The following is a 19,250-nucleotide window of genomic DNA, read 5'->3' as shown; positions in this document are numbered from 1 at the left end:
CCCCGGGTGCTGCTGCCGCTCACCCTTCGGGGGAGTCCTCCACCAGCCGGGCGGGGAAGCCGCCGGTGGCGACCGGGCCCCAGCGCTCGGGCGTGACCCGGATCAGCGACTTGCCCTGCTTGCGCATGGCCGAGCGGTACTCGTCCCAGTCCGGGTGCTCACCGGCGATGTTGCGGTAGTACTCGACCAGCGGTTCGACCGAGTCGGGGGTGTCGATGACCTCGGCGGTGCCGTCGATCTGCACCCACGGGCCGTTCCACTCGTCGGACAGCACGATCAGGCTGACGGCCGCGTCGCGCTTGGCGTTGCGGACCTTGGCGCGCTCGGGGTAGGTGGACATGACGATACGGCCCGAGTCGTCGACGCCGCAGGTCAGCGGGGACGCCTGCGGGGAACCGTCGGACCGGCGGGTCATCAGGATGGCGCGGTGCCGCGGGCGGACGAACTCCAGCAGCTCGTCCAGGGCGACACGGGTGTTGGTGGCGATGGAGGGGCTCATGCACGCGAGGGTACGACGTGGAGTGCGCTCGAACGTCGCCCCGGCCCCTCAGGGTCCCGTCAGGTGTCGCACTCCAGGTGCGTACGGCACAGTCCGCAGCGCGCCCGCAGCCTGCCGCGCACCGGGAGCCGGATGCGCTGGCGGCAGGTAGGGCAGGGGAACGACACGCTGAACGGCGGGCCGACCTCGAAGACGTAGTCGCCCCCGGTGGGGGAGGGGTGGCCGGACTGCGCCGAACGGCGGTCCTTGGCGTAGCGGCGGCGTCCGGTCCAGCCGGCCGCGGCGAGCGGCGGCTGCCGTTCGTCGCGCAGCGCCAGCTCCACCCCCTTGGCGTACGCCTCGTACGCCTGCGGGCTGGTGAACCAGGGGGACGGGTCCTCGTCGAAGAGCCGGGCCCGCTTGGCGAGGACGTAGCCGAACTCCTCCGGCGTCAGATAGCCCAGCTTCTGGCTGGTGACCGCGTCCTGGCGGTACGCGTCGAGCAGCAGCCAGCCGGTGCCGAGGTAGGCGGCGGTGGTGTCGGTGAGGACCTCGTTGTCGCGGGTGCCGGGGAAGGCCAGATCGAGCCGGTGCAGATACACATGGGTGACCTCGTGGGCGAGGGCCGCCCCGATGTCGCGGCGGTGGGTCTTGAAGCGGGAGTTCAGCTCGATGAAGTACTCCGGCCCGGCGGCCAGCTCCACGTTCCCCGCGTGCCGCATCTCGCGGAAGCTCACGATCATCCGGGCGTCCGGCAGCCGCATGTGCTGCACCATCACCCGGGCCACCCGCTGGACGCCCAGATGCAGGTCGTCCTGGTCGGAGAAGGCCACGTCGCCGGGGACCACGCTGAGCCCGAAGGTGTCCACCGTGTCGCGCGACAGCCGCCGGTAGAGCGCGGTGAGCGAGGCCCGGACCATGTCCAGGTGCGGATAGCCGTGTTCGATGTCGCTGCCCGGTGCCGCCACGTGCCCACTGTACGGGCGGCCGGGTGCGGTGGCGCGGAGGCCGCGCGGGGCCGGGGCGGCGGTGCGCGGCTGATGGGGTGGGTGCGTAGCTGACGGGGCGTCGACTTGGCCGGAAAGCAACCCTTGTCAGGCTGTTCGCGGACTTCACATAATCACAGGGCATACGCAGGCCTTGTCATTTGACGTGGGCCTGACATTTTTGCGCAACCCCCCACGAAAGGACTTCCGTTGCGAAACGCACTGAAGCACCTGAAGAGATCCGCGGCCCTCGGCGCGGTCGCCCTCGCCGCGTTCAGCCTCATGCCGGGCACCGCGACAGCCCAGCCCACCGGCCCCGAGCCCAGCCCCTCCGTCGTCGGCGGCACCCGCGCCGCCCAGGGTGAATTCCCCTTCATGGTCCGCCTCTCCATGGGCTGTGGCGGCGCGCTCTACTCCCCGACCCTCGTGCTCACCGCCGCCCACTGTGTGAACGGCAGCGGCGCCAACACCTCCATCACCGCCACCGCGGGCGTCGTCGACCTCCAGAGCTCCAGCGCCACCAAGGTCAAGTCCACCCGGGTGCTCCAGGCCCCCGGCTACAACGGCACCGGCAAGGACTGGGCCCTCATCAAGCTCGCCCAGCCCATCAACCAGCCCACCCTGAAGATCGCCGAGACCACGGCGTACAACAAGGGCGACTTCACCGTCGCCGGGTGGGGCGCCGCCACCGAAGGCGGCAGCCAGCAGCGCTACCTGCTCAAGGCCACCGTGCCGTTCGTCGACGACGCCACCTGCAAGTCGGCGTACGGCGAACTCGTCGCCGGTGAGGAGATCTGCGCCGGAAAGATGGCCACCGGCGGCGTCGACACCTGCCAGGGCGACTCCGGCGGCCCGATGTTCCGCAAGGACGACGCCGGGCAGTGGATCCAGGTCGGCATCGTCAGCTGGGGCGAGGGCTGCGCCCGGCCCGGCAAGCCCGGTGTCTACACCGAGGTGAGCACCTTCGCCCAGAACATCAAGACCGCGGCGGCCCAGCTCGGCGGCTGACCCCCGGCACATAGACCACGGCAGGAACGGGACCCGGCGCGGCAGTGCGCGCCGGGTCCGCGTCACGCCGTGCCAGGCGTCGGGAGCCCGGCATGATCGGCGAGACACCCCCTGGCGAATGCGGAAAATCCCCGCGCCGAAGGGAACCCCGTCTCGCGTTTCCGGCTCCTCCACGGTGGAGGCGCTGCTACCGGGGGCAGACCTCCCCGAGCGGCCGCCCCGTCCCCTTCACAACCCCCCACCGGGGGCGGGGCGGTCCCGGAGCCGAGGCCGCGGCCCCGCTGGCATAGGGTCGGGGGCCATGACGCATCGCGAGACCGACCCCGCCGACCGTCCCGGCCAGCCGGACCCGACCAGCACGACCCACGAGGCCGACGACGCCGTACGCGCGGAGCTGGCCCGGCTGCGCGAGAGCATCGACAACATCGACGCGGCCGTGGTCCACATGCTCGCCGAGCGCTTCAAGTGCACCCAGCAGGTCGGTCACCTCAAGGCCGCCCACAAGCTTCCCCCGGCCGACCCCGCCCGCGAGGCCCGCCAGATCACCCGGCTGCGCGAACTGGCGGAAAGCGCCAAACTCGATCCCGCTTTCGCCGAGAAGCTGCTCAACTTCATCATCGCCGAGGTCATCCGGCATCACGAGACGATCGCGCGCTCCTGAGCCCGCCGCGGCCCCCGCCCGCCGGGCGTACGGCACGGGCGCACAACCGGTGGTGCGCCCCCACGTACGCCCGCGCCCGGCAGACTCCGAACTCCCGTGTGCCGCCTACCGCGGGTAGGGCAGCATGTCCCCATGTCCGTACTGACGCGCGAGGACGCGCAGATCCGAGCCCGCCTCATCGAGGTCCACCGCTACACGATCGACCTCGACCTCACCCGCGGTGACGAACACTTCGGCTCCACCACGACCATCCGCTTCAGCGCCCGCGAGGACGGCGCGGACACCTTCGTGGAGCTGAGCCCCGCCGCCCTGCACCGGGCGGTGCTCGACGGACACGACCTCGCGCTCGACCCCGCCGAGGTCATCGCCGACGGCAGGATTCCGCTCACCGGCCTCGCCGAGGGCGAGCACGAGCTGCGCGTCGAGACGGACATGACGTACTCGCACACCGGCGAGGGCATGCACCGCTTCACCGACCCCGCCGACGGCGAGACCTACCTCTACGCCACGTGCGCCATGTCCGACGCCCCCCGCGTCTACGCGGCCTTCGACCAGCCCGACCTGAAGGCCGTCTTCGACGTCCGCGTCACCGCCCCGCCGCAGTGGACCGTCCTCGGCAACGGCATCGCCACCCGCGACGGCGACCCCGCGGACGGCCGCTGGCGGATCGCCCCCACCCCGCCCATCAGCACGTACCTGGTCGCGCTGGCCGCGGGCCCGTACCACTCCGTGCACACCGAGCACGCCGGACTGCCCTTCGGACTGCACGTCCGCCGCTCGCTCGCCCCCCACCTCGAAGCCGACGCCGACGAACTCCTCGACCTCACCCGGCGCTGCTTCGACCGCTACCACGAGATCTTCGACGAGCCGTACCCCTTCGACTCCTACGACCAGGCATTCGTCCCCGAATTCAACTTCGGCGCCATGGAGAACCCCGGCCTCGTCACCTTCCGCGACGAATTCGTCTTCCGCTCCGCCGTCACCGACGCCGAGCGCCAGACCCGCGCCATGGTCATCGCCCACGAGATGGCCCACATGTGGTTCGGCAACCTCGTCACCATGACCTGGTGGGACGACCTCTGGCTCAACGAGTCCTTCGCCGAGTACATGGGCTTCCAGATCCTCACCGAGACCACCCGCTACACCGACACCTGGGCCGACTTCGGCATCCGCCACAAGACCTGGGGCTACGACGCCGACCAGCGCCCCTCCACCCACCCCGTCGCCCCCGCACCCGAACTCGTCCCCGACACCGCCGCCGCCCGCCTCAACATCGACGGCATCTCCTACGCCAAGGGCGCCTCCGCGCTGCGCCAGCTCGTCACCTGGCTCGGCGAAAAGGACTTCCTCCGCGGCATCAACGAACACTTCACCCGGCACCGCTTCGGCAACGCCACCCTCGCCGACTTCCTCGACTCCCTCGCCCGCTCCACCGACCGCGACGTCCACGCCTGGGCCGACGCCTGGCTGCGCACCACCGGAGTGGACACCCTCACCCCCGCCATCACCACGGACGGCGGCCACTGGCACCTGGAGATCCGCCACGAGGGAGCCGCCGAACCGGCCCACCGCCGCCCCCACCGCATCGCGATCGGCCTTTACGACCACGAACCCGCCGCCCCGCACCAACTCGTGCTGCGCAAGCGCGTCGAGGCCGAACTCAACGGCACCGACCCCGCCGCCCACCTCTCCTTCACCGGCCCCCGCCCCGACCTGCTCCTCCTCAACGACGGCGACCTGACCTACACCAAGGTCCGCCTCGACCCCCGCTCCTGGAAGGCCGCCGTACGCTCCCTCTCCGGCCTCCCCGACACCGTCAGCCGCGCCACCCTCTGGAACGCCGCCCGCGACATGGTGCGCGACGGCGACCTCCCGGCCGCCGACTACCTCGACGCCGCCCGCACCCACCTCCCGCACGAGACCGACATAGCGATCGTGCAGGGCGTCCTCGCCTTCGCCCGCACCCAGATCGCCGACCGCTACGTCCCCGCCGACCAGCGGCCCGCCGCCCTCAACACCATCGCCGCCACCTGCCGCGACCTGCTGCGCCGCACCGAGGACGGCTCCGGGCCCGGGCTGCGGCTGTCCGCCGTACGCACCTACATCGCCAGCGCCACCGCCCCCGCCGAGCTGACCGACTGGCTCGACGGCGACACCGTACCCGGCGGCCCCGCCCTCGACCCCGAACTGCGCTGGCAGATCCTCGGACGGCTCGCCGTCCTCGGCGCCGCGGGCCCCGCCGACATCGACGCCGAACTCGCCCGCGACTCCAGCGCCACCGGACAGGAGGGCGCCGCCCGCTGCCGCGCCGCACTCCCCGACCCGGACGCCAAACGGGCCGCCTGGGACGCCCTGTTCGGTGACAGCCCCGCCCTTCCGGCTCTCTCCAATTACCTCGTCACCGCGACCGCCACCGGCTTCTGGCAGCCCGAACACCACGACCTGCTCACCGAGTACGTACCGCGTTTCTTCACCGACGCCGCCGCCACCGCCGCCCGCCGCGGCCCCGCCATCGCCGAGGCCATCGCCCGCTCCGGCTTCCCGACGACGGTGGACGCGACGACCCTGCGGCTCGGCGAGGAGTGCCTCACCGCCCCCGACCTCCTCCCCGCCCTGCGCCGCCACCTCGAAGACCAGCTCGACGACCTGCGGCGCGCCCTGCGGGTGCGGAGCGAACCCGCGCACTAGGCTTCGGCTACTTCGGGTCCGGAACCGCGCCCGCCAGATCAACCCGCACCGTGCACCCGTACCACGTACGGGTGCACTTCGGGCCGAGCCCGGCCGATCCGCTTGCGGGCCAAGTAGCTTGAGGCCCATGCCCGCTTCCGGCACCGCCCGCCTCCTCGCCGGGGGGAGCGAGGGACCAGGCGCGCTTCGCCCGATGCTCGACATCGTCCTCGACGCCCTCACCCACGGCGCCGCCGACCGCGGCGGGCCGCTCCCCGCCGGAGGACCCGGCGCCGTGGCCCACCGCACACACGGCGCGGCCCGGCCCTCCCTCCCCGACCACGGTGAAGGGCCGCACCACGCCCTGCGCACCCTCGTGACCGCCCTCACCGCGGGTGCCGCCGACCCGGCCGACCCGCACTGCGCCGCCCATCTGCACTGCCCGCCGCTCGCCGTCGCGGCCGCCGCCGACCTCGCCGTCTCCGCGCTCAACCCATCCCTCGACTCCTGGGACCAGGCCCCCGCCGCCGCCGAGTTGGAGGCGCTGACCTGCCGCGCCCTCGCCGAGCTGGTGCACCCGCACGGCCCCGCGCCCGACGCCCTCGTCACCACCGGCGGCACCGAATCCAACCAGCTCGCCCTGCTGCTTGCCCGCGAAGCCGCCCACGGCGCGCCCCTCCGTATCGTCTGCGGCGCCAACGCCCACCACAGCGTCCACCGCGCCGCCTGGCTGCTCGGCCTGCACCCGCCGCACACCCTCCCCACCCCCACCGGCGTCCTCGACCCGGCCCGCGTCCACGACGCCCTCCGCGACGCCGAACAGGCACAACCCGACCGCCCCACCCTGCTCGTCGCCACCGCGGGCACCACCGACACCGGGGCCATCGACCCCCTCCCGCACCTCGCCGACCTCTGCGACGGCCACGGGGCGACGCTCCACATCGACGCCGCCTACGGCGGGCCGCTCCTGTTCAGCGACACCCTGAACAAGCGGCTCGACGGACTCGACCGCGCCCACACCGTCGCCCTCGACCTGCACAAACTCGGCTGGCAACCGGCCGCCGCCGGTCTGCTCGCCGTACCCGACACCACCGCCCTCGCCCCCCTCGGCCACCGCGCCGACTACCTCAACGCCCACGACGACACCGACGCCGGGCTCCCCGACCTGCTCGGCCGCTCCCTCCGCACCACCCGCCGCGCCGACATCCTCAAGATCGCCGTCACCCTGCGCGCCCTCGGCCGCCACGGCCTCGGCGACCTCGTCGACCAGGTCTGCGCCCACGCGCACGCCCTCGCCGACCTCATCCAGGCCCGCCCCGCCCTGGAGCTGTACGCCCGCCCCACCCTCTCGACCGTCCTCTTCCGCCCCAAGGGAGCCGGACCGGACGCCGTCGCCGCGCTGCGCCGCAGCCTCCTGCACCGCGGCACCGCCGTCCTCGGCCGCGCCGCCACCCCCGAGGGGCTGTGGCTCAAGGCCACCCTCCTCAACCCGCACATCCAGCCCGGCGATCTGCGCCGGCTGCTCGACCTCGTGGAAGGCACGACCACCCCATGAGCACCGCACAACCCCCACCCCGGCGTCCGCCCCCGAACCCGACCCCACCACCCCGGACGAGCCCCTTGACCTCGTGGGCATCGGCATCGGCCCGTTCAACCTCTCCCTCGCCGCCCTCGCCCACGGCGTCCCCACCCTGCGCACCGCCTTCTACGAACAGCGCCCCGCCTTCCACTGGCACCCCGGGCTCCTCATCGACGGCGCCACCGTCCAGGTCCCCTTCCTCGCCGACCTGGTCACCCTCGCCGACCCCGCCAGCCCCTGGAGCTTCCTCAGCTACCTCAAGGCCCGCGAACGGCTCTTCCCCTTCTACGTCGCCGAGCGCTTCCACATCGAGCGCACCGAATACGACGCCTACTGCCGCTGGGTCAGCGAACAGCTCCCCGGCCTCCACTTCGGCCACCGGATCGACGCCGTCCGCTGGGACCACGACCACGAGCTGTTCGAAATCGACTTCAGCAGGCTCGGCCCCGACGGCGAAGCCGTGTCCCCCGGCCGCGCCCACGCCCGCCACCTCGTCCTCGGCGTCGGCACCGAACCCCACGTCCCGGAAACCCTGCGCCCCCTCGCCGACGCCCCCAACGTCCCCGTCCTCCACTCCGCCGACTACCTGGAACACCGCGAACGGCTGCTGAGCACCGGCCACATCACCGTCGTCGGCTCCGGCCAGTCCGGCGCCGAGGTCTTCCTCGACCTGCTGCGCAACCGGCCCCTCGGCGCCGAGGGGCTGCACTGGCTCGCCCGTACGCCGTCCTTCGCGCCCATGGAGTACAGCAAGCTCGGCCTGGAGCAGTTCAGCCCCGACTACACCCGCTACTTCCACGCCCTCCCCGAGGTCGTCCGCGACCAGCTCCTCCCCGGGCAGTGGCAGCTCTACAAGGGCATCGCCCAGGAGACCATCACTGCCATCCACCACGAGCTGTACCGCCGCGCCCAGCACGGCGGCGGCTGGCCGGGCGCCGTCCTCACCCCCGGCGTCACCGTCCGCACCGCGGGCCGTATCGCCGCCGCCCGGCTCGAACTCCACTTGGAGCACGTCCAGCAGGGCACCCGCACCCGCCACACCACCGAGGCCGTCGTCCTCGCCACCGGCTACCGCGAACGCCGCGTCGACACCCTGCTCGCCGCCCTCGACCCCTACATCCGGCGCGACTCGTCGGAACGGCCCCGCGTCGACGACCGGCACCGGCTGGTCCTCGACCCCCTCGTCAAGGGCTCCGTGCACGTCCAGAACGCGGAGCGGCACACCCACGGCGTCGGCACCCCCGACCTCGGGCTGGCCGCCTGGCGCTCCGCCGTCATCCTCAACTCGCTCAGCGCCGAACCGGTCTACCCCCTGCCGTCCCGCACCGCCTTCACCACCTTCGGACTCCAGCCCTCCCGGCCGGGCGACGCCGCCCCGCAGCGGCCCGCCGCCCCGTCGGCGCCGGTCGCCCGGGGCAGCGGACGCATGCACCTCCCCGACCAGCGCACCGGCCGGACCCCCACCCGGACCTGAGCGCCAGTCCTCGGCCCGTCCTTAAAACACCGGCGTGCCGTCGCGCGTCAGCTTCCAGTCCACCGACGCGAACCCGGCCCCGTCGATCGTCCCCTTCGCCTTCACCCACGCGATGATCGTGTTGCGGATCTCCTCGGAGTTGGCCCACACCTGCTGGGCGGCGGCCACATGAGGGAAGTTGCCCCCGCCGCTCGCCCGGTAGTTGTTCACCGCCAGCACGAACCGCGCCCCGTCCTCGACCGGCTTGCCGTCGAAGCGCAGCGCGGCGATCCGCGAACCCACCGGCTTCGCGATGTCGATCTCGTACGTCAGACCGCTCACCGCGTCGTAGTTGTAGTCGGGGGTGCCGTCGGCGTTGGTCAGCTTCGACGGGTCCACGTCACCGCCCGCCGGGGTCCGTACGTAGTACCGCGCCGAGAACTCCAGGTAGTCCTTGACCTGGGCGCCCGTCAGCACCCGTGCCTCCAGCGTGTTCTCGAACGGATACAACCCCGCCACCTGCCGGATCGTGACCTCCCCGGCCGGGATCCGCGCCGTCCGCGAGAAGCACGACGCCTGCGACAGCACCGGCAGCTCCGCGTGCTCCGTGCCCGCCAGCGCCGCCTTCACCGTCTCCGTCTGCACATGGTTGATGAAGTCGATGATCGGCGCGTCCTTGTACGGCGCCTCCGTGGCCGTCATCGCCGCCGTGGAGGCTCCGATCACCTGGTTGACGTACCCGACGACCTTCTTGTGCTCATCGCCGAGCAGCTCCACGATCCGCGGATCCTCCGCCACCGAGGCCGAGTTCAGCACCTTCGCCGACACCGACTCCACCTGCCAGCGGCCGCGCGCCCACTCCAGCCCGATGTCGAAGCGCGTCAGCCGCTGACCCCACTTCAGCGGTTCGGACAGCACGACCTCCCGGCCCGTCTCCTTGTTCACCACCCGGCGCTCGGCCATCTCCACATGGGCGTGGCCGACCAGGATCGCGTCGATGCCCGCCACCCGCTCGGCCACCAGCGCCGCCGCGTTCTCCACATACGGCAGTTGGTCGCCGTAGCTGGACGTCCCGCTGGTGCCCGAATGCGCCGAGACGAGCACCACGTCCGCGCCCATCGAACGCAGCCGCGGCACCCACTTCGCCGCCTGCTCCTCCAGCCCCGGGAACGTCATCTTCCCCTGCACATGGGCCTTGTCCCAGATCGCGATCCCCGGGTTCGTCAGCCCCAGCACCGCCACCTTCACGCCGCGGCCGCAGGGCGTGCGCAGCCGCGTCATCCAGTACGGCGGGAACGCGGGCCGCAGCGACGTGGCGTCCAGCGCGTTCGCGCCCAGCAGCGGAAAGTCGCACTGCTCCTCGAACTTCCGCAGCACCGGGATGCCGTAGTTGAACTCATGGTTGCCGAGCGCCGCCGCGTCGTAGCCGATGAGGTTCATCGCCTGCGCCATCGGGTGCACCGGGCCGCCCTTGCCGGTGATCGGGTCGACCTTGGCGTAGTAGTACGACAGCTGGGTGCCCTGGATGGTGTCGCCCGCGTCGATCAGCAGCGTGTTGCGCCGCCCCTTCTCCTTGCGGACCTGCTCGACCAGGGTCGAGATCTTCGCGAGGCCGACGTCGTTGTGCGCCGCGTCGTCGAACTCGGCGTCCGTGAAGTAGTCCCAGTTGAAGACGTTGCCGTGCAGATCAGTGGTGCCCATGACGGTGAACTCGTACCGCTCGCCGCGTCCGTGGCCGTGCGCGTCCGCCGGAGCGGTGGCCGCGGCCGAGGCGAGCGCGACCCCCGCGCTGGTGGCCGCGGTGCGGCCCAGAAACGTCCGACGGTTGAGCGGCATGGCTGAACTCCCCTGGGATACCTGCGAAATGGGCACAACGCGCGTAGATTCTGGCGTAGCCGTGCCGTTCCGCAACACCCCCGACAGGTTGCGATCAGAGCACGCCGAGCGCCCGGCACAGGGCAGGATCAAGCCACGTCCACGAGCCCCGAACAGGAGCCCCCCATGGATCGGCACGTCCCGTACGGCACCCCCGACACCCCGCGCGTCGCGGTCCTCGGCGAGGCAACGCTGGAGGTCGACCCCGAGATCGCCCGCCTCTCCGTCACCGTCAGCGCGCGCGGCGCCGACCGGCGCGCCGCACTGGACGACCTCACCCGCCGCAACCAGCGGGCGCTGGACCTGGTGAAGTCCTACGGCGAGGCGATCGAGAAGCTGGAGACCGGCGCCTTCGCGATCAACCCGGAGCTGGCCAGGGGCCGCCAGGAGCGGGTACGGGCCTACCACGGCCGGGTGCACCTCGCCGTGACCGTCACCGACTTCACCGCCCTGGGCGAACTCACCACCCGCCTCGCCGACCTCGAACTGACCCGGGTCGACGGCCCCTGGTGGGGGCTGCGCCCCGACTCACCCGTCCACGGCCGGGCCCGGCAGCAGGCGGTGCGGGAGGCCGTGCAGCGCGCCCGCGAGTACGCGGGGGCGCTGGGCGCCGGGCTCGTCGCCCTGGTCGAGCTGTCCGACCTGGGCGCGGAGGGGGAGACGGGCCCGCCGATGCCGGTGGCGGTGGCGGCCCCGCGTCACCGCTCCGCCCGTCCCGGCGCGGAGGACGCGGTCGCGCTCGATCTGGAACCCGAACGCCAGACCGTATACGCGCACGTCACGGCGCGCTTTACGATCACCCGCCCGGAGCTGTGAAACGACCGGGTGCGGCGGCCCGTGTACCGGCCCCGAATCGCTCATCGGAGCACCCCTATGCACGTTTCATTAGTTGTCGATAACCCGCCATGCAAAGGCCATGGGGGAGTGGCTGCTTTCCGGTTCTTTACCCGTGAGTAAGTCATAGGCTCGGCAGCATGCGCCGAGCAAAAATCGTCTGTACTTTGGGACCCGCCACCGACTCGTACGAGCAGATCAAGGCGCTCGTCGAAGCCGGAATGGACGTGGCCCGCTTCAACCTCAGCCACGGCACCTATGCCGAGCACGAGGAGCGTTATCGGCGAGTCCGCAAGGCCTCGCTGGAAACCGGCCGCAGCGTCGGTATCCTCGCCGACCTTCAAGGTCCGAAGATTCGACTCGGCCGCTTCCGCGAGGGGCCCGTACTCCTTGAACGCGGAGACGAGTTCACCATCACCGTCGAGCCGATCGAAGGCGACCGCTTCCGCTGCGGCACCACCTACGAGGGGCTCGCCGCCGACGTCAACAAGGGCGAGCGCATCCTCGTGGACGACGGCCGCGTCACCCTCGAGGTCGTCGACGTCGACGGGCCGCGGGTGCACACGATCGTCATCGAAGGCGGAATGATCTCCGACCACAAGGGCCTCAACCTGCCCGGCGTGGCCGTCTCCGTCCCCGCCCTCTCCAAGAAGGACATCGAGGACCTGCGCTGGGCGCTGCGCACCGGGGCCGACATCATCGCCCTGTCCTTCGTCCGCAACGGGGACGACGTCGTGGACGTGCACCGGGTGATGCAGGAAGAGGACTGCCGGCTCCCCGTCATCGCCAAGATCGAGAAGCCGCAGGCGGTCGAGAACCTGGAGAAGATCGTTGACGCCTTCGACGGCATCATGGTCGCCCGCGGCGACCTCGGCGTCGAGATGCCGCTGGAGCAGGTGCCGATCGTCCAGAAGCGCGCGATCAAGCTGGCGAAGCGGAACGCGAAGCCGGTGATCGTCGCGACCCAGATGCTCGACTCGATGATCGACAACTCCCGCCCCACCCGCGCGGAGGCCTCCGACGTCGCCAACGCCGTCATCGACGGCACGGACGCGGTGATGCTCTCCGGCGAGACCAGCGTCGGCAAATACCCGATCGCCACGGTCCGGACCATGGGCCGCATCGTCGCCGCCGCCGAGGAAGACATCCTCGCCAAGGGCCTCCCCCCGCTCACCGAGCGCAACAAGCCCCGCACCCAGGGCGGCGCGGTCGCCCGCGCGGCGGCCGAAATGGGCGACTTCCTCGGCGCCAAGTTCCTGGTCGCCTTCACCCAGTCCGGCGACACCGTCCGCCGCCTCTCCCGCTACCGCTCCCCGATCCCCCTGCTGGCCTTCACCCCGGACCCCAACACCCGCTCCCAGCTCAACCTCACCTGGGGCGTCGAAACCTTCCTCGGCCCGACGGTCGACTCCACGGACGAGATGGTCCGCCAGGTCGACGAGGAACTGCTGCGGCTGGGCCGCTGCCGGCGGGGCGACCTCGTCGTCATCACCGCAGGCTCCCCACCCGGAGTCTCCGGCTCCACCAACCTGGTCCGCGTCCACCACATCGGCGCCGACGACCTCCGCTAGCCCTTGCGCCGCCTTCCTGGGCCGAAGTGCCGACGTCAGTACTTCGGCCCGACGTGCGCATCCATGAGCGCGACGGAGTCGCGGCGCGCGACGGAGATGTTCCACGCGTTGGTCTGCCGCCAGGCGACCCCGAGCTGGTCGAGCGTGTCGGTGTACATCTTCCGGATGTCGTCGGACCGGTTGGTGAAGAAGTACCTCGGGTACTCATAGCGCTTGCGCGCACCGGCGACGATCTTCGTAGTCCAGTTGGTGATCCGGCAACCGTCGGAGTGCACCAGCCCTCGGACGAGCTCCCAGGGGTGGGTGGCAACGATCTCCCGTTGCCACGTCTCCAGGGCGATCGGCCGCTCATGCTTCTTGCCCGGCCCATGTTGGGGGAACAGACACGGCCAGTGCTTGCTGTAGCCGGTCACCATGACGTAACCCTGCCGCTGGACGCGGCAGACGCTGTTGCGGGGATGCACGGCGCGCATCGCCCCCGCACAGGCGTCGATGAGCCCTGGCCAGGCATCCGCACAAGCGATGCGCAGGAAAAACAGGCCCTTTCACAGAGGGCTGACGCAGCCGTCGCCGAGGTAGAGGCCCAGTAGATACGTATATGCGGCGGTGTCCGCCGGGGCTCGGGGCTCCGGGGCACATCGCGTGCAATCAGCGGTACGGGCGACGGGCTCCAGTCGGGTCTGCCAATTGCGGATTGCCCACCGGGATATCCCCGTTTGCTTGCTCACGGAGTTCACGCTGCGGCCCTGTTGCACGAGAGCCAGGGCACGTTTTCGCGTTTCGACGTCGTACACGACCACGAGCTTGGCCGGAGAACGCCCGCCTGTTACTCGTTCGAAAAGGCGTTCACTTCATCGAGTGAAAGCTTCTGATTCCCCAGTGACCTTGGAATCGAAGGAAAAGTGCCCCGGGTCGGACTCGAACCGACACTGTATGGGTTTTGAATCCATTGCCTGCTGCCAAATTGGGCTACCGGGGCCAACGGATCGAAGGTCATCGGCGACCCGCTGCGCGTCTACCTTACCGCAGCTCGGTAGGCTCGTGGTGCCCCCACCTGTAGAGGAAACCGAGGAGCACAGTGAGCACCGCTGACGCCCCCGACGCGCAGTCGCACGTCCCGCCGCAGACAACCCGCGTCGTCATCGCCGAGGACGAGGCCCTCATCCGCCTCGACCTGAAGGAGATGCTCGAAGAAGAGGGGTACTCCGTCGTCGGCGAGGCGGGAGACGGCGAGACGGCCGTCGCGCTCGCTCGGGAACACCGGCCCGACCTCGTCATCCTCGATGTGAAGATGCCCGTCCTCGACGGGATTTCCGCCGCCGAGCGGATCGCGGGCGACCGCATCGCGCCCGTCCTCATGCTGACCGCGTTCTCGCAGCGCGAACTGGTCGACCGGGCCCGGGACGCCGGGGCGATGGCGTATCTCGTGAAGCCGTTCAGCAAGAGCGACGTGGTGCCCGCCATCGAGATGGCCGTCTCCCGCTTCACCGAGCTGAAGACGCTGGAGCAGGAGGTCGCCGACCTCTCCCAGCGGCTGGAGACCCGCAAGCTGGTGGACCGGGCCAAGAGCGTGTTGCAGACGGAGTACGGGCTGACGGAACCGGCCGCGTTCCGCTGGATCCAGAAGACCTCGATGGACCGGCGCCTGTCGATGCAGCAGGTGGCCGAGGCGGTCATCGAGGACGCGGCGGAGAAGAAGGCCAAGGAGCAGTGATCAGGGGCTGACGCGGTGATCGGGGAGGCCGATCACCGCGTCAGTACCCCTCAGTCCTCGCCGAGGTACGCCTTCCGCACGGACTCGTCGTGCAGCAGCGCCTCCCCGGTCCCGGACAGCACGATCTTGCCGATCTCCATCACATGGCCGTGATCGGCGAGGGACAGGGCGGCCTGGGCGTTCTGTTCGACCAGCAGGATCGTGGTGCCCTGCGCCTTCAGTTCGGCGATGGTCTGCATGATCTTCTGCATCATGATGGGCGAGAGCCCCATCGAGGGTTCGTCGAGCATCAGCAGCTTGGGGCGGGACATCAGGGCGCGGCCCATGGCGAGCATCTGCTGTTCGCCGCCGGAGAGGGTGCCGGCCGCCTGGGTGCGGCGTTCGCCGAGGATGGGGAAGAGGTCGTACACCTTCCGTATGTCCGCGGCGATCCCGTCGGCGTCCTTGCGGAGAAACGCTCCGAGCTGGAGGTTCTCGGCGATCGTGAGCCGGGGGAAGATGCGCCGTCCCTCGGGGGAGTGGGCCAGGCCCAGGGCGACGATCTTGTGCGCAGGGACGCCGCTCAGCGGTTTGCCGTTGAAGCGGATGGCGCCGCCGAGCGGGGTCAGCAGGCCGGAGAGGGTGCGCAGGGTGGTCGTCTTGCCCGCGCCGTTGGTGCCGATGAGGGTGACGACCTGGCCGGCCTCGACGCTGAACGAGATCCCTTTGACGGCCTCGATCTTGCCGTAGGCGACCCTGAGGTCCTCGACTTCGAGCAGTGCGGTCACTGTCCGTCCTCCGTACGTGCGTGGGTGGCTCGCCCGGCGGCCTGGTCCTCGGCCGCCTCGACCGCCGCGGCCTCCTCGGCGCCGGGGGCGCCCTCGAAGGGGGTGCCGAGGTAGGCGGCGATGACGCGTTCGTCGCTCTGGACGACGTCGGAGGAGCCCTCGACGAGCTTCTCGCCCTGGACGAGCACGGCGACCCGGTCGCACAGGTTGAAGATGAACCGCATGTCGTGCTCGATGACGAGGACGGCGGTGCCCGTGTCGCGGATGGCGAAGACGAGTTCTTCGGTGGCCCGGGTCTCCTGGGGGTTCATGCCCGCGGTCGGCTCATCGAGGAGCAGGAGCCCGGGGTCGCTGGCCAGGGCGCGGGCGATCTCCAGCTTGCGCTGTTCGCCGTAGGCGAGGTTGCGGGAGAGGTGGTCGGCCTTGGCGGCGAGGCCGGTGAACTCCAGGAGTTCCATGGCCCGTGCCTTGGAGGCGGCTTCGGCGCGTTTGAAGCCGGGGCCGCGCAGGAGGGCGGACCACAGTCCTTCCTTGGTGCGGGTGTGCCGGCCGACCAGGACGTTCTCCAGGACGGTCATGTTGGCGAAGAGGCGGATGTTCTGGAAGGTGCGGGCGATGCCTGCCTGGGTGACCAGATGGGGTTTCGGTGGCAGGACGGTGCCCCGGTAGGCGACGCGCCCCTCGGTGGGGACGTAGAGGCCGGTGAGGCAGTTGAAGAAGGTGGTCTTGCCCGCGCCGTTGGGGCCGATGAGGCCGACGATCTCGCCGGGGTGGACGTCGAGGTCGACGGAGCGTACGGCGGTGAGTCCGCCGAAGCGCATCGTGACGCCGGTGGCGGTGAGCACGGGGGCGGCCTTCGCGACGGTGGTCGTGGTCATGTCTGTCATGCCTCCGCCTTGGTGACGCCGACGGTGCTGCCGCTGAGGGCGGCCTGGTCGGGCACGTCGAGCTGTCCCGTCTCGTGGTATTCGAGCTGCTGCCGCCGGTTGGGAATGATCCCTTCGGGGCGGAAGCGCATCAGCAGGATGAGCGCGATGCCGAAGGCGAGGAGCTGGTAGTCCTGGAGGAATTCCAGCTTCTCGGGGATGAGGAAGAGCAGGGCCGCGCCGAGCAGGGGGCCGCCGATGGTGCCCATGCCGCCGAGGATGACGGCGGCGAGCAGGAACGTGGAGTTCGGCGGGACGGGCCCGGCGAAGACGTACTGCTCGGGGACGACGGTGGTCTGGACGTGGGCCCAGATGGTGCCGGCGACTCCGGCGAGGGTGGCGCCGAGGGCGAAGGCGATGAGCTTGACGCGGAAGCCGTTGATGCCCATGGCGGTGGCGGCGGTCTCGTCCTCGCGGATGGCCACCCAGGCGCGGCCGATGCGGGAGTTTCCGGCCCGGCTGAAGATGAGGACGACGATGACGGTGACGAGCAGCATCAGCAGGTAGTAGTTGCTGTTGGAGTCGAGGGTGAGCCCGGCGAAGCTGTGCTCGTCGTCGAAGTTGAAGCCGAAGATCTCCAGCGGCGGGATGTTGGGGACGCCGTTGGGGCCGTTGGTGACGGAGGGCCCGGAGGTGCCGTCGAGGTTGCTGACGGCGATGCGGAAGATCTCGCCGAAGCCGAGGGTGACGATGGCGAGGTAGTCGCCGCGCAGCCGCAGCGTGGGGGCGCCGATGACGACGCCGAAGACGAGGGAGGCCAGGGCTCCGGTGAGCATGGCGGCCCAGAACGGGAAGGTGACGTGGATGGTGGAGGCGGCGGTTCCGGAGACCAGGGCGGCGGTGTAGGCGCCGACGCCGAGGAAGGCGACGTAGCCGAGGTCGAGGAGTCCGGCGAGTCCGACGACGATGTTCAGGCCGAGCGCGACGGTCGCGAAGATGGCGATGTTGACGCCGAGTTCGGTGTAGCTGGCCTTGTCCTGGGTGAAGGGGAAGACCAGCGCGGTCACCAGGGCCGCCACCAGGGTGAGGGAGCGGTAGGTGCTGGTGAGCCCGCTGAGCCGGGTGATGAGCCCGGCCTTGAGGAGTGCTGCGGCGGCGAAGCACAGCGCGATGAGGTAGCCGATGAAGGGCTCGGGGTTGTCCTCGTCGGTCTGGATGCCGTAGTTGACGACGTAGAGGCCGAGGGCGAAGACGGCCGCGATGATGAGGATGTCCGCCCAGGAGGGGAGCTGCCGGGGGCGGCAGATGGGCCGGGTGTCGTCCGGGAGCAGGAACGCGGTGGCGACGGGTACGGCGGTGGCGACGGCGGCGACCCAGCCGCCCGGTTCCAGGTTGACCAGGCCGCCTTGGTCGACGGCGATGGCGATGAGGGTGAACCAGGTGGTGGCGAAGGCGCCGAGGGCCAGCAGCCGCAGGGCCGCGGTGGCGCCCGCCGGGGTGAGCCAGCGCAAGCCCCGGACGTCCAGGGCGGCGACCGCGAACAGCAGGGTGGCCAGGCCCAGGGCGAGGGTGAGGACCTGGAGTCCGCCGGGGTAGCCGTAGACGGTGAGGTCGCCGGGGAAGTCGGAGGTCCAGGTCCAGGCGAGGAAGGTGGAGGCGACGGTGGCGAGGCCGCCGGCCGCGGTGAGCGCCCGGAGCAGGGTGGTGCGCGGGGCCGGGGTGTCGGCGCCGGGTGCCTTGCTGATGTGGGTGGTCATCGGTTCACTCCCTCACGCCCGGTCCGCTACGCGTTCGCCGAGCAGCCCCTGGGGCCTGACCAGCAGGACGAGGATGAGCAGGGTGAAGGCCCAGACGTCCTTCCAGGCCCCGCCGCCGAGCTGATCCATTCCGGGGATGTCCTGGATGTATTTGATGGCCAGGGCCTCGGCGATGCCGAGGACGACGCCGCCGAGCATGGCGCCGTAGATGTTGCCGATGCCGCCGAGCACGGCCGCGGTGAAGGCCTTGAGCCCGGCGATGAAGCCCATCTCGAAGTTGATCTGGCCGTACTTGAGCCCGTGGGAGAGGGCGGCGACGGCGGCGAACGCACCGCCGATGGCGAAGGCCATCACGATGATGCGGTCGGTGTTGATGCCCATCAGCTTGGCGGTGTCGGGGTCCTGCGCGGTGGCCTGCATGGCGCGCCCGGCCCGGCTCTTGGAGACGAACAGCCCCAGGGCGAGCATGCACAGCGGGGCGGCTATCAGCAGGAACGCGTCGCCGCGCTGGATGTGCAGACTGTCGCTGATCTGATACGAGCTGCCCTCGAACTGGGGGAAGCTGCGGGCCTTCTTGGCGTCGGGGTAGAACGCCCAGACGGCCTGCTGGAGCGCGATGGACAGACCGATCGCGGTGATCAGAGGGGCCAGCCGGGGGCCGCCGCGCAGGGGCCGGTAGGCGAAGCGCTCGGCGGCCGTGGCGATGGCGACCGAGGCGAGGATGCCGCCGATGAGCATGAGCGGCAGGGCCAGCGCCAGCGCGGTGCCGCTGGGCAGCCAGAGGTAGATGGTGAGGGCGCCGAAGCCCCCGATCATGAAGATCTCGCCGTGGGCGAAGTTGATGAGCTGGACGATGCCGTAGACCATGGTGTACCCGATGGCGATCAAGCCGTAGAGGGCGCCGAGGGTCAGGCCGTTGACCAGCGTTTGCGGCAGTTCGTGCACCGCAGGGCCTCCGATGAGCGTGTCGGATATGACGCCGCGCGAGGGCGCTGGTGTGCGCCCTCGCGCGGTTGCGTTGCATGGGTGGGCGG

General features: G+C 70.9%; 15 protein-coding genes, 1 tRNA gene and 1 pseudogene. 8 read left to right on the top strand and 9 right to left on the bottom strand.

The window, feature by feature from the left end; translation table 11 throughout:
- Positions 1–19: 19 nt before the first annotated feature.
- Both HYQ63_RS11285 and HYQ63_RS11280 read right to left on the bottom strand, forming a co-directional pair.
- The gene (locus HYQ63_RS11285) at positions 20–499 is read right to left on the bottom strand and encodes a PPOX class F420-dependent oxidoreductase (protein ID WP_179933700.1); all 480 of its coding nucleotides are present in this window, start codon (positions 497–499) and stop codon (positions 20–22) included.
- 59 nt (positions 500–558) lie between these two features.
- Complete coding sequence (locus HYQ63_RS11280) at positions 559–1,398, bottom strand: hypothetical protein (protein ID WP_257232593.1); 840 nt, start codon at positions 1,396–1,398, stop codon at positions 559–561.
- Positions 1,399–1,674: 276 nt separating this feature from the next.
- Between HYQ63_RS11280 and HYQ63_RS11275 the strand changes: the two genes are divergently transcribed.
- The 5 genes from HYQ63_RS11275 to HYQ63_RS11255 all read left to right on the top strand — a co-directional run bounded on the left by HYQ63_RS11275 (position 1,675) and on the right by HYQ63_RS11255 (position 8,853).
- On the top strand, positions 1,675–2,472 hold the full coding sequence (locus HYQ63_RS11275; protein WP_179933698.1) for a trypsin-like serine protease: 798 nt from the start codon (positions 1,675–1,677) through the stop codon (positions 2,470–2,472).
- A 301-nt stretch (positions 2,473–2,773) separates the two neighbouring features.
- A complete protein-coding gene (locus HYQ63_RS11270) occupies positions 2,774–3,133 on the top strand; it encodes a chorismate mutase (RefSeq protein WP_123108407.1) in 360 nt (119 codons plus the stop codon).
- 132 nt (positions 3,134–3,265) lie between these two features.
- A complete protein-coding gene (pepN, locus tag HYQ63_RS11265) occupies positions 3,266–5,821 on the top strand; it encodes an aminopeptidase N (protein WP_179933697.1) in 2,556 nt (851 codons plus the stop codon).
- A 127-nt stretch (positions 5,822–5,948) separates the two neighbouring features.
- Positions 5,949–7,355, top strand: coding sequence for an aminotransferase class V-fold PLP-dependent enzyme (locus tag HYQ63_RS11260; protein WP_179933696.1), 1,407 nt, complete (start codon positions 5,949–5,951; stop codon positions 7,353–7,355).
- A 73-nt stretch (positions 7,356–7,428) separates the two neighbouring features.
- Positions 7,429–8,853 (top strand): lysine N(6)-hydroxylase/L-ornithine N(5)-oxygenase family protein, encoded by a 1,425-nt coding sequence (locus HYQ63_RS11255; RefSeq protein ID WP_257231797.1) that lies wholly within the window; start codon positions 7,429–7,431, stop codon positions 8,851–8,853.
- 21 nt (positions 8,854–8,874) lie between these two features.
- Here the strand turns inward: HYQ63_RS11255 and HYQ63_RS11250 are convergent, their stop codons facing one another.
- Positions 8,875–10,668, bottom strand: a complete 1,794-nt coding sequence (locus tag HYQ63_RS11250; RefSeq protein ID WP_179933695.1) for a bifunctional UDP-sugar hydrolase/5'-nucleotidase — start codon at positions 10,666–10,668, stop codon at positions 8,875–8,877.
- A gap of 165 nt (positions 10,669–10,833) precedes the next feature.
- On the opposite strand from HYQ63_RS11250, the gene HYQ63_RS11245 reads away from it, so the two are divergent.
- Both HYQ63_RS11245 and pyk read left to right on the top strand, forming a co-directional pair.
- Positions 10,834–11,523, top strand: coding sequence for an SIMPL domain-containing protein (locus tag HYQ63_RS11245; RefSeq protein WP_179933694.1), 690 nt, complete (start codon positions 10,834–10,836; stop codon positions 11,521–11,523).
- A gap of 158 nt (positions 11,524–11,681) precedes the next feature.
- Positions 11,682–13,112, top strand: coding sequence for a pyruvate kinase (gene pyk, locus HYQ63_RS11240; RefSeq protein WP_179933693.1), 1,431 nt, complete (start codon positions 11,682–11,684; stop codon positions 13,110–13,112).
- A 35-nt stretch (positions 13,113–13,147) separates the two neighbouring features.
- Here the strand turns inward: pyk and HYQ63_RS11235 are convergent.
- A pseudogene (locus HYQ63_RS11235) lies at positions 13,148–13,906 on the bottom strand (transcriptional regulator).
- A gap of 109 nt (positions 13,907–14,015) precedes the next feature.
- Positions 14,016–14,091, bottom strand: a tRNA-Leu gene (locus HYQ63_RS11230).
- 99 nt (positions 14,092–14,190) lie between these two features.
- Here HYQ63_RS11230 and HYQ63_RS11225 point away from each other — a divergent pair.
- Entirely contained in the window at positions 14,191–14,826 is a 636-nt protein-coding gene (locus HYQ63_RS11225; protein ID WP_179933692.1) for an ANTAR domain-containing response regulator, read from the top strand.
- Positions 14,827–14,876: 50 nt separating this feature from the next.
- Here HYQ63_RS11225 and HYQ63_RS11220 read toward each other — a convergent pair whose 3' ends face one another.
- The 4 genes from HYQ63_RS11220 to HYQ63_RS11205 are packed head-to-tail and all read right to left on the bottom strand — an operon-like array spanning position 14,877 to position 19,161.
- Positions 14,877–15,593, bottom strand: coding sequence for an ABC transporter ATP-binding protein (locus tag HYQ63_RS11220; protein ID WP_179933691.1), 717 nt, complete (start codon positions 15,591–15,593; stop codon positions 14,877–14,879).
- Positions 15,590–16,480, bottom strand: a complete 891-nt coding sequence (locus HYQ63_RS11215; RefSeq protein WP_179933690.1) for an ABC transporter ATP-binding protein — start codon at positions 16,478–16,480, stop codon at positions 15,590–15,592. The genes HYQ63_RS11220 and HYQ63_RS11215 overlap by 4 nt, the downstream gene beginning before the upstream one ends.
- Positions 16,477–18,216 carry a branched-chain amino acid ABC transporter permease gene (locus HYQ63_RS11210; protein ID WP_179933689.1) on the bottom strand — a complete coding sequence of 580 codons (1,740 nt, stop codon included), beginning with the start codon at positions 18,214–18,216 and terminating at the stop codon, positions 16,477–16,479. The genes HYQ63_RS11215 and HYQ63_RS11210 overlap by 4 nt, the downstream gene beginning before the upstream one ends.
- Before the next feature lie 12 nt (positions 18,217–18,228).
- Complete coding sequence (locus HYQ63_RS11205; protein ID WP_123106320.1) at positions 18,229–19,161, bottom strand: branched-chain amino acid ABC transporter permease; 933 nt, start codon at positions 19,159–19,161, stop codon at positions 18,229–18,231.
- Between the last annotated feature and the right edge of the window lie 89 nt (positions 19,162–19,250).

It is taken from the genome of Streptomyces sp. Rer75 (assembly GCF_013414305.1).
GTDB lineage: Bacteria > Actinomycetota > Actinomycetes > Streptomycetales > Streptomycetaceae > Streptomyces > Streptomyces himastatinicus.
Note: the sequence above shows the minus strand (reverse complement) of the source record. Positions and strands in the feature narration are given on the sequence as shown.

Excerpts from the sequence above, each read along its gene's own strand:
- HYQ63_RS11245 (WP_179933694.1), top strand. The coding sequence starts at position 10,834 with ATGGATCGGCACGTCCCGTACGGCACCCCCGACACCCCGCGCGTCGCG.
- HYQ63_RS11285 (WP_179933700.1), bottom strand. The coding sequence starts at position 499 with ATGAGCCCCTCCATCGCCACCAACACCCGTGTCGCCCTGGACGAGCTG.
- HYQ63_RS11250 (WP_179933695.1), bottom strand. The coding sequence starts at position 10,668 with ATGCCGCTCAACCGTCGGACGTTTCTGGGCCGCACCGCGGCCACCAGC.
- pepN (WP_179933697.1), top strand. The coding sequence starts at position 3,266 with ATGTCCGTACTGACGCGCGAGGACGCGCAGATCCGAGCCCGCCTCATC.
- HYQ63_RS11215 (WP_179933690.1), bottom strand. The coding sequence starts at position 16,480 with ATGACAGACATGACCACGACCACCGTCGCGAAGGCCGCCCCCGTGCTC.
- pyk (WP_179933693.1), top strand. The coding sequence starts at position 11,682 with ATGCGCCGAGCAAAAATCGTCTGTACTTTGGGACCCGCCACCGACTCG.
- HYQ63_RS11260 (WP_179933696.1), top strand. The coding sequence starts at position 5,949 with ATGCCCGCTTCCGGCACCGCCCGCCTCCTCGCCGGGGGGAGCGAGGGA.
- HYQ63_RS11280 (WP_257232593.1), bottom strand. The coding sequence starts at position 1,398 with ATGGTCCGGGCCTCGCTCACCGCGCTCTACCGGCGGCTGTCGCGCGAC.
- HYQ63_RS11210 (WP_179933689.1), bottom strand. The coding sequence starts at position 18,216 with ATGACCACCCACATCAGCAAGGCACCCGGCGCCGACACCCCGGCCCCG.
- HYQ63_RS11270 (WP_123108407.1), top strand. The coding sequence starts at position 2,774 with ATGACGCATCGCGAGACCGACCCCGCCGACCGTCCCGGCCAGCCGGAC.